11 protein-coding genes are annotated in these 11,886 nt (G+C 55.3%); 8 read left to right on the top strand and 3 right to left on the bottom strand.

The window, feature by feature from the left end:
• Positions 1-96 precede the first annotated feature (96 nt).
• From ACR0AM_RS18115 to ACR0AM_RS18085, 7 genes are all read left to right on the top strand, one after another.
• Positions 97-1,122, top strand: coding sequence for a LacI family DNA-binding transcriptional regulator (locus ACR0AM_RS18115; protein ID WP_480520858.1), 1,026 nt, complete (start codon positions 97-99; stop codon positions 1,120-1,122).
• Positions 1,123-1,215: 93 nt separating this feature from the next.
• A complete protein-coding gene (locus ACR0AM_RS18110; protein ID WP_480477635.1) occupies positions 1,216-2,520 on the top strand; it encodes an ABC transporter substrate-binding protein in 1,305 nt (434 codons plus the stop codon).
• 106 nt (positions 2,521-2,626) lie between these two features.
• Positions 2,627-3,493: a carbohydrate ABC transporter permease gene (locus tag ACR0AM_RS18105; RefSeq protein ID WP_480477633.1), complete on the top strand. Its 867-nt coding sequence runs from the start codon at positions 2,627-2,629 to the stop codon at positions 3,491-3,493.
• Positions 3,494-3,505: 12 nt separating this feature from the next.
• The gene (locus tag ACR0AM_RS18100; protein WP_480477631.1) at positions 3,506-4,336 is read left to right on the top strand and encodes a carbohydrate ABC transporter permease; all 831 of its coding nucleotides are present in this window, start codon (positions 3,506-3,508) and stop codon (positions 4,334-4,336) included.
• Between the two features lie 12 nt (positions 4,337-4,348).
• Complete coding sequence (locus tag ACR0AM_RS18095) at positions 4,349-5,353, top strand: ABC transporter ATP-binding protein (RefSeq protein ID WP_480623620.1); 1,005 nt, start codon at positions 4,349-4,351, stop codon at positions 5,351-5,353.
• Positions 5,350-6,123 (top strand): L-iditol 2-dehydrogenase, encoded by a 774-nt coding sequence (locus ACR0AM_RS18090; protein WP_480623619.1) that lies wholly within the window; start codon positions 5,350-5,352, stop codon positions 6,121-6,123. Before ACR0AM_RS18095 ends, ACR0AM_RS18090 begins: the two co-directional genes overlap by 4 nt.
• Positions 6,123-7,622, top strand: coding sequence for a mannitol dehydrogenase family protein (locus ACR0AM_RS18085; RefSeq protein ID WP_480623618.1), 1,500 nt, complete (start codon positions 6,123-6,125; stop codon positions 7,620-7,622). Before ACR0AM_RS18090 ends, ACR0AM_RS18085 begins: the two co-directional genes overlap by 1 nt.
• 90 nt (positions 7,623-7,712) lie before the next feature.
• On the opposite strand, the gene ACR0AM_RS18080 is transcribed toward ACR0AM_RS18085, so the two are convergent.
• The 3 genes from ACR0AM_RS18080 to ACR0AM_RS18070 are packed head-to-tail and all read right to left on the bottom strand — an operon-like array spanning position 7,713 to position 10,940.
• Positions 7,713-8,591, bottom strand: a complete 879-nt coding sequence (locus tag ACR0AM_RS18080) for a DMT family transporter (RefSeq protein ID WP_480623617.1) — start codon at positions 8,589-8,591, stop codon at positions 7,713-7,715.
• A 3-nt stretch (positions 8,592-8,594) separates the two neighbouring features.
• Positions 8,595-9,752 carry an acetylornithine deacetylase gene (argE, locus tag ACR0AM_RS18075; protein WP_480623616.1) on the bottom strand — a complete coding sequence of 386 codons (1,158 nt, stop codon included), beginning with the start codon at positions 9,750-9,752 and terminating at the stop codon, positions 8,595-8,597.
• Positions 9,753-9,755: 3 nt separating this feature from the next.
• The gene (locus ACR0AM_RS18070; protein ID WP_480623615.1) at positions 9,756-10,940 is read right to left on the bottom strand and encodes a M24 family metallopeptidase; all 1,185 of its coding nucleotides are present in this window, start codon (positions 10,938-10,940) and stop codon (positions 9,756-9,758) included.
• Between the two features lie 492 nt (positions 10,941-11,432).
• On the opposite strand from ACR0AM_RS18070, the gene ACR0AM_RS18065 reads away from it, so the two are divergent.
• Entirely contained in the window at positions 11,433-11,807 is a 375-nt protein-coding gene (locus ACR0AM_RS18065; RefSeq protein WP_480488825.1) for a hypothetical protein, read from the top strand.
• Positions 11,808-11,886: the final 79 nt, after the last annotated feature.

The raw sequence follows: 11,886 nt of genomic DNA, 5'->3' as shown, positions 1-11,886 counted from the left end.
TCTTACCATTCGCGCGGATACGGCAGCCTATTGATTTATTGCCGCGCGTAAAGAAAATGTAAGGTCAAAGCAAAAGAATTCCGTAAGCGGGTAGGTATGGCAAAAATAAGAAATATGGAGGAGTTTGCGGCCCTCAGCGGGATTTCTCGGCCAACGGTTTCCAAATATTTTCACGACCCGGAAAGCGTTCGTTCCTCTACGCGGGCGCGTATCGAAGAAGCTTTGGAAAAGTTCGATTACCGTCCGAATATCTATGCGGTGAACCAGAATCGAAAGCTGACCAAGAATATCGGCATCGTTGTTCCCTATCTAGCCGATCCGTTTTTTGCCGAGATGGCCAGATACCTTGAGCAGAGCTGTATTGCCGCCGGGTATCGTCCATCTCTATTCAGCTCGCACGGTGAGCAGGAACTCGAGAACGAAATACTCGACAGCCTGCGGTCGCTCAAGCCGGCCGGAGTACTTTTTGCCCCTTTGGGTCGCGGGTCGGATCGCGCTCACATCGAGAAATTTTGCGCCGAGGTGCCAACGGTTCTGTTTGACAGCAACCTCGAAGGTTTGGGTGCAGCCTTTATAGGGTCGGACAATTTCAGTTTTGTGTCCCAAACCGTGGAATACATGACCCGGACGGGTGAACCTCCGTCTTTCTTTGAAATGCGCACACCAGCAAATCCAAACGCCAACAAGCGACGCAAGGCATATATAGAGGTTATGGAACGTCTGGGGTTCGAGCCCCATGTCATTAAAATTGATGGCGAAGGCTGGGCGTTTGAAGAGATTGGGCATCAAGGTGCTTTGAGAGTGTTGGAGAAAGGCGCTCTCAGGACGAACTCGGTTTTGTGCAGCAATGACCGTCTTGCGATCGGATTTCTGGCAGCCTGTTATGAGCAGGGGATTCGGGTTGGGCGAAAGGAAGATTGCTCACTCCGCGTCGCATCAAATGACGACCACCCCTTTGCAAGATTTACTTGTCCATCGCTGACAACAGCTGCGCATGATTATGACAACGTGGCTGGGCGCAGTGTGGATACCTTGTTTGAACTCATTGAAAGCGGGGGAAAATTTGACGATCGGACGGAAACTCTATTTCCGGCACGGCTTGTCTTGAGGGAATCTGCATGAGCTAAAAGTTAACGCGCGTAAAGTTTATATTGACGCCGCGACAATTTATAAACTAGGGTCTCTGTACAGCATCCAAGCTCAGGGAGGACAGGGATGTATTTGAAGAACGCACTTCGTGCGGCGACTGCGTTGACTTTCGTCGTTACGGCAGCAGCCCAAGCGGAAACCATCACGATCGCGACCGTCAACAATGGTGACATGATCCGGATGCAGGGCTACACAGACAACTTCACCAATGCGACAGGCATTGATGTCGAATGGGTGACGTTGGAAGAAAACGTTTTGCGTCAGCGCGTCACGACCGACATCACCACCAAAGGCGGTCAGTTCGACATCATGACCATCGGCATGTACGAAACCCCGATCTGGGGTGCGAACGGCTGGCTGGTACCGCTGGACGGTTTGTCCGATGAGTATGATGTTGGTGATCTGCTGCCTGCGATGGCAGGCGGGTTGAGCCATGATGGCACGCTTTATGCTGCGCCTTTTTATGGCGAAAGCTCGATGATCATGTACCGCACCGACCTGATGGAAAAGGCCGGTCTGGAAATGCCAGAAGCACCAACATGGCAATTCATCCGTGAAGCTGCGGCTGCCATGACTGATCGCGACAACGACATCAACGGCATCTGCCTGCGCGGTAAGGCGGGCTGGGGAGAAGGTGGTGCCTTTATCACCGTAACCGGCAATTCCTTCGGTGCGCGCTGGTTTGATGAAAACTGGAAGCCCCAGTTCGATCAGCCCGAGTGGAAAGAGGCGCTGACGTTCTTCGTCGACATGATGAGTGAATCCGGCCCGGCTGGCTATGCCACTAACGGTTTCAACGAGAACCTGTCTTTGTTCCAGCAAGGCAAGTGCGGCATGTGGATTGACGCCACCGTTGCCGCGTCTTTTGTGACAAATCCGGAAGACTCAACCGTAGCTGACAAAGTTGGCTTCGCACTTGCACCAAATTCGGAAGGCGTCGACAAGCACGCCAATTGGCTTTGGGCTTGGGCGCTGGCGATCCCGGCGGGAACTCAGCGGGAAGATGCGGCCAAGCAGTTCATCGAATGGGCAACCTCGAAAGACTACATCGAGCTGGTGGCTGAAAACGAAGGGTGGGCCAATGTGCCTCCGGGCGCGCGGACCTCGCTTTATGAGAATGACAACTACAAGGCAGTCCCATTCGCAAAAATGACCCTGGAATCGATCCTGAAGGCTGACCCGCAGAATTGCTGTGTGCAGCCGACGCCCTATACCGGTGTCCAGTTCGTGGCCATTCCGGAATTTGCAGGGATTGCCACACAGGTAAGTCAGGAATTCTCGGCCGTTTATGCCGGGCAGCAAACAGTGGACGAGGCGCTTGCCAAAGCGCAGGCCTTCACAGCAGAAGAGATGGAAGCCGCAGGGTACTGAGGCAACCTTCCCAGCGGGGGGCAGATCTTCTGTCCCCTGCTCCCACTTCCACAATTCGTGTTTTTCTCGCAGGCTGTCTTACGCCTGAACAGAGAGGTCTTGCGCAATGGCAACTCAACATTCCAGATCAGTTGCACGCCTGATGATGGCACCCGCAGTGGTGCTGCTGCTTGGCTGGATGCTCGTGCCGCTGACGATGACCCTGTATTTTTCCTTCAAGAAATATCTTCCCTTGCGGGGCGGTGATCTCGGATGGGTGGGTTTCGACAACTATATCCGATTTGTTTCGTCCAGTTCGTTCTGGCCCGCCGTTCAGGCAACGCTTGTCATTGTTCTCGGCGTGTTGGCGATTACCGTCATTCTGGGCATCCTGCTGGCGATGCTATTAGATCAACCGATGTGGGGCCAGGGGGTGGTGCGCATCCTTGTCATTGCGCCATTCTTCGTTATGCCGACCGTTTCGGCTCTGGTCTGGAAAAACATGTTCATGGACCCGGTCAACGGGTTGCTGGCCCATCTGTGGCGCTTTTTTGGGGCTGAACCGGTCTCGTGGTTGTCCGAAGCTTCAATGACCTCGATAGTCATGATCGTGTCGTGGCAATGGCTGCCATTTGCGACACTGATCCTTTTGACCGCAATCCAGTCGCTGGACAGTGAGCAACTGGAAGCTGCTGAAATGGACGGTGCGCCGCCGCTCAAGCGGTTCTACCACATCATTCTGCCGCACCTGAGCCGTGCAATCACAATCGTAATCCTGATCCAGACAATCTTTCTGCTTTCGATCTTTGCCGAGATTTTCGTCACCACAGGTGGCGCGTTCGGCACCCGTACACTCACCTACCTGATCTTCCAGCGCGTTTTGGAAAGCCAGAATATCGGTCTCGGATCAGCCGGAGGTGTCTATGCAATCATTCTCGCCAATATCGTTGCGGTCTTCCTGATGCGCATTGTCGGCAAGAACCTGGACGCGTGAGGAGATAAAACCATGGCCCGCTCCGTCACAATCCAACGCAAGTCGCTGAACACAGCCCTGGCTTGGGCCGTCGGTCTGCTGATCTTTTTCCCGATCCTCTGGACGATCCTGACCAGCTTCAAAACCGAAGCGCAGGCCATTGCGAGCCCGCCACTGTTCCTGAACTTTGACTGGACGCTTGAGAACTATGCTGTCGTACAGGAACGCTCGAATTACATGCGTTTCCTTTGGAACTCGGTCATCATTGCAGGTGGGTCAACCCTGTTGGGGGTGATCATTGCCGTACCGGCAGCATGGGCAATGGCGTTCGTTCCTTCGAAACGTACAAAGGACATTCTGCTTTGGATGCTCTCTACCAAGATGTTGCCGGCAGTCGGTGTCCTTTACCCGATCTACCTGCTGTTCATCCGTCTGGGGCTGCTTGATACACGAGGTGGACTGGTCGTCGTTTTGATGCTGATCAACTTGCCGATCATCGTCTGGATGCTCTACACCTACTTCCGTGAAATTCCCGGTGAAATCCTTGAAGCCGCACGGATGGACGGGGCGACACTGAAAGAAGAAATCCTGCACATCCTGACACCCATGGCTGTACCGGGCATCGCTTCGACTGTTTTGCTGAACTTCATTCTTGCCTGGAACGAGGCGTTCTGGACCCTCAACCTGACAGCCGTTGACGCGGCCCCGCTGACCGCATTTATCGCCAGCTATTCCAGCCCCGAGGGCCTGTTCTTTGCCAAGCTCAGCGCGGCTTCGACAATGGCGATTGCACCGATCCTGATCCTTGGCTGGTTTAGCCAGAAACAACTTGTCCGCGGCCTGACTTTTGGCGCTGTGAAATAAGGAAAACTTATCATGGGACGTATTCAACTCAGGTCCGTGACCAAAAGCTTTGGCGACGTGCAGGTTATCCCGCCACTGGATCTGACCATCGAAGACGGAGAGTTCACGGTGTTCGTCGGGCCATCGGGTTGCGGCAAGTCCACTTTGCTGCGTCTGATTGCGGGGTTGGAGGACATCACGTCAGGTTCCATCGACATTGACGGGGCCGACGCGACAAACGTACCACCTGCAAAACGCGGTCTGGCGATGGTGTTCCAGTCCTATGCCTTGTATCCGCACATGTCCGTTCGCAAGAACATCGCCTTTCCCTTGCGCATGGCAAAACTGGATCAGGCCGAAATCGACAAACGTGTGAAAGGGGCCGCGCAGGTTCTGAACCTGACCGACTATCTGGATCGCCGCCCCGGCCAGCTGTCCGGTGGCCAGCGTCAGCGCGTTGCTATCGGGCGTGCCATTGTCCGTGAACCCGCAGCGTTCTTGTTCGATGAGCCGCTGTCCAACCTGGACGCTGCGCTGCGCGTTGGCATGCGGTTGGAGATCAGCGAGTTGCACGAACGGCTGGCGACCACCATGATCTATGTGACCCATGATCAGGTTGAAGCAATGACGATGGCCGACAAGATCGTCGTGCTTCAGGCTGGTGTGATCGAGCAGGTCGGAAGCCCGCTGGACCTGTATCGTACGCCACGAAACCTTTTTGTCGCCGGGTTCATCGGTTCGCCCAGGATGAACTTTATCGAAGGCGAAGAAGCTGCAAAAAACGGCGCACATACAATCGGCATCCGCCCCGAACATATTGCTGTGTCCGAGAGCGACGGAACCTGGAGCGGTGTTGTAGGCGTGTCCGAGCATCTTGGATCAGATACGTTTTTCCACATACATGAAACCGGTCTGGCGGAAACAATCACGGTGCGAGCAGACGGAGAGGTTGGATTTAGGCATGGCGACCGCATCTACCTGACACCACGTGCCGACGTGCTTCATCGTTTTGACGCGCAAGGGCTGCGGATCGAATGAAGCGACTGGACGGAAAAACCGCGCTTATCACTGGTGCTGCGCGTGGAATCGGGCTGGCCTTTGCAAAAGCTTACGTCGCCGAAGGTGCGCGTGTGGCCATTGCCGACATAGATTTCGCGCGGGCGCAATCCGCAGCCTCGGAAATTGGTGACGCTGCAATGGCGGTCGAAATGAATGTCGCTGATCAGGACAGCATCGACAATGCTGTTGCGTGCACCGTGGATCAATTCGGTCAGATTGATATTCTGATCAACAATGCCGCCGTTTTTTCAGCAGCGCCAATCATCGAAATCGACCGCTCCGATTACCAGCGCGTTTTTGATATCAATGTTTCGGGCACCTTGTTTACGATGCAGACCGTTGCGCGGCACATGATCGACGCCAATGTCAAAGGCCGGATCATAAATCTGGCCTCACAGGCTGGTCGGCGTGGCGAACCTCTGGTCGCCGTTTACTGCGCCAGCAAGGCTGCCGTTATATCTTTGACGCAGTCAGCGGGGCTCAATCTGATCGCTCACGGGATAAATGTGAATGCGATCTCACCCGGTGTTGTTGATGGAGAGCATTGGGACGGCGTCGACGCCTTCTTTGCGAAGTACGAAAATAAAAAACCGGGGCAGAAGAAGCGTGAAGTTGCATCAGCGGTACCGTTCGGCCGTATGGGACGGGCCGAGGATTTAACCGGGATGGCGGTGTTTCTGGCGTCTGATGAAGCGGAATACATCGTGGCCCAGACTTACAATGTCGATGGCGGAAACTGGATGAGCTGATGACCCCTTTGGCGGACATAACACCGGTAGAGCTGTGCCTCGAACGCCTCGGATCGCTTCCTGCGGATGTCAAAATACCCGGATACCGGCGTGAAGACCTGACCCCTGGAATTGTTCATATTGGGCTTGGGAATTTTCACCGTGCGCATCAGGCGTGGTACATCCACAGGCTGATGCAAAAAGGGCAGGCCCTGGACTGGGCGATCATCGGGGCCGGCGTTCGGGCTTTTGACGCGGACATGCGCGAAAAGCTGATTGGGCAGGACTGTCTGACAACTTTGATCGAGCTTGACCCGTCCGGTGTTTCGGCCGAAGTCATCGGTCCGTTGATGGACTATCTGCCCATTGAACCCGAAAATGCGCCTCTGATCCGGAAAATGTCCGATCCCGCCATTCGGATCGTGTCCCTTACCGTAACGGAAGGTGGCTATTTTCTGGATGCCAAGTCGGGTGTTTTCGACGTGGATCACGATGATATTCGACACGACGTGCAAAACCCGCAACAGCCTCGCACGGTCTTTGGTGCCATTGTGGCGGCACTTGGCAATCGCCGTGCCGCCGGGCATCTGCCCTTTACGGCATTAAGTTGTGACAACCTTCAGGGCAACGGTACTATCTTGCGCAACTGTGTTGTTGAACTGGCGCGCCGGACGGACCCTGATCTTGCGGATTGGATCGATCAGAACGGGGCGTTTCCGAATTCAATGGTGGATTGCATTGTTCCCGCCACCTCTGATCAAGTTCGGTCGCAGGCTCGAGCCCTAGGAATTGAAGACTGCGTTCCGGTGTCACACGAGAATTTCCGCCAATGGGTGATTGAGGATGATTTCTGCGCCGGGCGGCCAATGTTGGAGAATGTCGGCGTTACGATCACCAAGGACGTACACGCATATGAAACACTGAAACTGCGCATTCTGAACGGCGGGCACCAGATTCTGGCGAATGTGGGCGAGGTTCTGAACATCCCCACAATCTCGGACTGCATGAACGACCGGGAAATTTCGGCATTCTTCCTGAAAGTCCAGACCGAAGAAATTCTTCCTCATGCCAGTGCGGTTCCCGGGATGACACCGGAACAGTATCTGGATCTGGTCAATCGCAGATTTTCGAATACGGCTATTCACGATACCACGCAACGCGTGGCCTTTGACGGGTCTGCACGCCACCCCGGTTTCTTGCTTCCGTCCATTCGCGATGCTCTGGCCTCGGGTACATCTGTTACTGGGCTGGCGCTGGTTGAAGCTTTCTGGTGCCGTATGTGCGCCGGTCTGCGTGAGGATGGATCAGAGATTGCGCCCAATGATCCCATCTGGAGCGATTTGCAGAGTGCGGCCCTTGCCGCCAGGGGACGGCCCGAAAAGTGGCTTGAGGCAGCAAACCTGTACGGAAGTACTGGCCGTGAAGCCCAGTTTGCAGAATCCTTCACACGCTGGTTGCCACGGATCTGGCAGCACGGATGCCGGTCGACGATCAAAAGCTATGTGAATGCGCTTTCCTGACGGTTGTGATCTCGGTTCAGGTGGTTTCCGCTATTGAACTGGTCGTGGGCTTTTAAATTCCGGTTGTCCGATCGAAAACTGCCATAGGCGTCAATCTTTCGATCTCCGCACGACATAGACGCCTGCGAGGCAGAGAACAAAGCCAAAGGCGGTGCGCCAAGTGACCGGCTCGCCCAGGATCATCCAGGCCAGTGCAATTGCCAAAGGTGTGACAAGGTAAAGCAATGTGGACACGCGGGTCGCGTCGCCGCGCTGAACAAGTGCGACATAGAGGCTGATCGAGATCAGGGAGTTGGCGATGACCAGATACGCCAGAGAAAGGATCAGGTTTGGATGCCAGGTGACTTCCATCGTTTCGGTCGCCATTGCGATAGGTAGCAGCACGGCAAATCCTATCACATATTGAACAGCACCACCCAACACCGGGTCGCTGCGCCGCCCGTGATGTTTTTCCAGCAAAGTGGCGGCAGTCAGGCCGACCAGTGCACTAACCGCAAGCAGCCCGGCGGAAAGGGGTACTGCGCTGGTCTTGTCAAAGACACTGATTGCGACCCCCGCGAAACCCAGCGCCAGGCCAATCCACATCACGGGTCGTCCACGCGCTTCTCCGACCAAGGGAGAGAGAGCGGCGACAAGGGCGGGCTGCAAGGCCATCACGATGGCAGTGGTACCGGCACCCAGTCCCTGTTTCATCGCCTGATAGGCCAGACCGAAGTAAACACACTGAATTAGAAACCCACTTGCCGCCATCGCGGCCCAGTGCGCCGGATCACGCGGTAGGGCAGGGCAGAACACCGCCAGCAGCGGCAGAAGACACAGAACAGCCAGACCATAACGGATCGCAAGCATGGTCATCGGTTCCACATAGGGCAGCCCCAGCTTGGCAAAACTGTAGCCACCCGCCCAGAACAGCACGAACAGAACCGGTGCACCCAACCAGAATAACGATACCGCGCGGACCGAGGTCATCATCTACTCCAGCTTCGAAGATAACCGCCGAAGCATATCAAGGCACTGGGCCATCTGTTCGACCGAGACGTATTCATCCGGTTTATGCGCCTGATCGATTGATCCGGGACCGCAAACAACGACGTTCATCCCCAACTGCTGGAATATCCCGGCCTCGGTGCCGAAGGGTACTACGTCGGCTCTGTTCGCCCCTGTCAGTTCCATCACAAGGTCACGCGCCTCGTTGTCGTCCACTGGTTCTAGCCCGTCGACCTCACCGATAATTTCGGTCTTGATACCAGCATCGGGGTGAATAGCCTGCATTGCCGGGATCAGGGTTTGCGCGCAAAACCGGTGCAGTTCGTCTTTGACGTAATCCACATCCGCCTTTTGCACTGGTCGCATCTCCCAATCGACCCGCGCCTTACCGGGGATCACATTATGGGCCACCCCGCCCACCAACGTACCGGTATTTATTGTCGTCCATGGTGGGTCGAACGGGCTGTTTGCCGGTGCTCTCCCTTGCAAATCAGCCTTCAGCGTCAACAGTTTCGAGACGTATTGCACCGCGTATTCGACGGCGTTTACACCGCGCTCGGGGGCCGAGCCATGGCCTTCGAACCCGGTAAAATGCGCTGTATATTCAAAGCAGCCCTTATGGCCCTCGATGATGCGCATCGAGGTGGGTTCCCCGATGATGACCACAGCGGGTTTGATCGCTTTCTTCCGCAGGGTCTTGGCCAAAGCCTGCGCGCCAAAACAGCCGATTTCTTCATCATATGTAAAGGCGAAATGCAATGGGCGCTGAAGATCCAGCTTTGCGTAATACGGGGCCATGACGACTGCCGCCGCGATAAACCCTTTCATATCGCAGGTGCCGCGACCAAACCACTTGCCGTCCCGCTCCTCCATCACGAATGGGTCCGAGGACCAGTCCTTATCCGTAACAGGCACCACATCGGAATGGCCTGATAGGACGATACCACCGTCGCGCTTGGGGCCCAATGAGGCAAAAAGATTGGCTTTGGTGCCGGTTTCGTCATGCCATATTTCTACCTCTGCACCGCAATCGCTCAACCGGTCCGCGAGGTGCTTGATCATGTCCAGGTTACTGTCTGACGAAACCGTGGGGAAGCTGATCAGTTCGCCCAGCAGGGTCTTGGCGTCTTCGAGGGTGCTCAAGGCTTAGTCTTTCACAAAGAGCTTTCGCTCGATATTGCATAGGGCTTCGGCGGGGCCGTTTTCAGTGATAAGAATGGTTTCCGTGGTCTCAAGGCCCCAGCTGTCCATCCACAACGCAGGCATGAAATGGAAAACCATGCCCGGTTGCAGAATGGTCTCGTCTTCGGCGCGGATCGACGCTGTCCGTTCGCCCCAATCTGGCGGATAGCTCAAACCGATAGGGTATCCCATGCGCCCCTCCCGTTCGATTCCGTGACGGGCAAGAACCTTAAGAAAAGCGTTTGCAATGTCGCTGGTCCGATTGCCAGCCCGGGCAGCCTCTAGACCCGCAGCTATCCCTTCGATCTGTGCGTGTTCCGCGTCCCGCATTTCCGGCGGCGGAGTGCCAAGATAAACCGTGCGGCAAAGCGGAGCGTGGTAGCGCCGATAGCAGCCTGACAGTTCGAAAAATGTTGCTTCACCTTTCTTCATCGGTGCGCCATTCCATGTCAGGTGCGCGGCTGTGGCATCCAGCCCTGAGGGTGTCAAAGGGACAATGGCTGGGTAATCCCCCCAATCATCCTCAACCCCGGTAATCCCGGCATGAAAGATATCTGCGACAAGGTCGTTCTTGCGCACTCCCACTGCAGCGCGATCAATGGCCGTTTGGATTACTTTTTCCGAAATCCGGGCCGCCTTGCGAATAAATACAATTTCTTCTTCCGACTTGATCAGACGCTGCCAGTTTACCAGTGCCGTCGCATCCACCAGCGTCGCTTCGGGCAATTCCGTGCCCAAAACCTCGTGTGCCTTTGCGGAATAGTAATAGTTCTCCATCTCAACGCCGATGCGGGTTGTACCCAGCCCGAGCGCGCGAATGTGGCCTGCCAGATCCTGCATGGGATGGCGTACGGTTGATTGAACGTAGTGGTCTTCATAGCCGCGAATGTTGTCCTTGGACATCCAGCAAGTGCGCAACCCACCCAATGCATCCATCTGGCGTCCCCACCAAATCGGCTCACCTTCCATGCCGAGCAATACGCCCTGATGCACATAAAAGGACCAACCATCATAGCCAGTCAGCCAAGCCTGGTTCGAAGGGTCGGTGACAAACAGTAGCTCTAGCCCCGCTTTTTCCATAGCGCTTCGGGTCTTGGCGATCCTGCGGTCATATTCCGCTTGGCTGAAGGGGGCGTGTTCAATCGGCATGGCATCCTCGGAGGCTGGATATGACACGTACTTGAGCGCAATCTTTCCAATTTGTACACAAATGAACTTGTAAGCGATACCTGAACCGAAACCCCTATTAGAAGTTAATGGGTTATCTAACGAGGAGATCATGGTACGGGTACAGGGTATTCGCCTTCAGCATCGAAGGACGCAGTAGAATAGAGCGCTGGAAGCATGCGAAGTCCCTGTTCGGCGGTTAGTGCGTTTCCGAAACCGCGCCAAAAGTCATGAGCCACCGAGGGTCATGAGAAATTTCTTCAGACCTCATCTGATCGCGGTTTTCGCGGGCCAATCGACTATTTGTGCGGTTTTATGCTGCGCCTGAGCGAGGATCGGCATTTCTCCGCTGGATATGATTGCAAGACGGCAACGGTGGAACCTGATCTCGCGCGCGGCATGGTGCAGGGGGTCGGTGTCTTGGGGCACAGTGAAGGCTCGCTGCCAAACCCCAGATGTCCAAGGACTCAATCAATGCTACACACTGCGCCCACCTGTCGAGAGGCGGCCCCTTGTTTCGATGCATGTCGATCCAGCGCGCTCGACACCAACGGCATTCTCAATTCAACGCGTGCCGCGTCCCCTGTGGTGAACGAGGCAGAGTGTCAGAGCCTGCGCAACTCGGCCGGTCAGAGGAAAGCGCGCAATCTTTGGGGAATGGTTGCGTGGGGTTTGTTGGTGATAGTCCAAATCGCTGCGTACGCCGCCATGTTCTATGGCGTGTTGGTTATGCATATCTCGCTGCTTCCCTACGTATTTCTGGTTGCACTGACAGTCTTATTCTGGCTGGGCTACGATTGCATTCGCGATATGCGCAAGGATGCTTCATCAGCTAACGGTCAAAGTTAGATTCCTTTCTTACCTGAATGACTTCGGGTCAATGACAGTCGATATCTGTGGCCAAACCGCCGGGCCCAGTGGAATGTAA

The sequence above is a fragment of the Ruegeria sp. AD9 genome (genome assembly GCF_056542305.1).
The sequence above is the reverse complement of the archived record's forward strand: the minus strand, read 5'-3'. Positions and strand labels throughout refer to the sequence as shown.

Bases quoted from the DNA above. Each gene is read 5' to 3' on its own strand.
- ACR0AM_RS18095 (WP_480623620.1), top strand. From the start codon at position 4,349: ATGGGACGTATTCAACTCAGGTCCGTGACCAAAAGCTTTGGCGACGTG.
- ACR0AM_RS18105 (WP_480477633.1), top strand. From the start codon at position 2,627: ATGGCAACTCAACATTCCAGATCAGTTGCACGCCTGATGATGGCACCC.
- ACR0AM_RS18100 (WP_480477631.1), top strand. From the start codon at position 3,506: ATGGCCCGCTCCGTCACAATCCAACGCAAGTCGCTGAACACAGCCCTG.
- ACR0AM_RS18080 (WP_480623617.1), bottom strand. From the start codon at position 8,591: ATGACCTCGGTCCGCGCGGTATCGTTATTCTGGTTGGGTGCACCGGTT.
- ACR0AM_RS18085 (WP_480623618.1), top strand. From the start codon at position 6,123: ATGACCCCTTTGGCGGACATAACACCGGTAGAGCTGTGCCTCGAACGC.
- ACR0AM_RS18090 (WP_480623619.1), top strand. From the start codon at position 5,350: ATGAAGCGACTGGACGGAAAAACCGCGCTTATCACTGGTGCTGCGCGT.
- ACR0AM_RS18065 (WP_480488825.1), top strand. From the start codon at position 11,433: ATGCTACACACTGCGCCCACCTGTCGAGAGGCGGCCCCTTGTTTCGAT.
- ACR0AM_RS18070 (WP_480623615.1), bottom strand. From the start codon at position 10,940: ATGCCGATTGAACACGCCCCCTTCAGCCAAGCGGAATATGACCGCAGG.
- ACR0AM_RS18115 (WP_480520858.1), top strand. From the start codon at position 97: ATGGCAAAAATAAGAAATATGGAGGAGTTTGCGGCCCTCAGCGGGATT.
- ACR0AM_RS18110 (WP_480477635.1), top strand. From the start codon at position 1,216: ATGTATTTGAAGAACGCACTTCGTGCGGCGACTGCGTTGACTTTCGTC.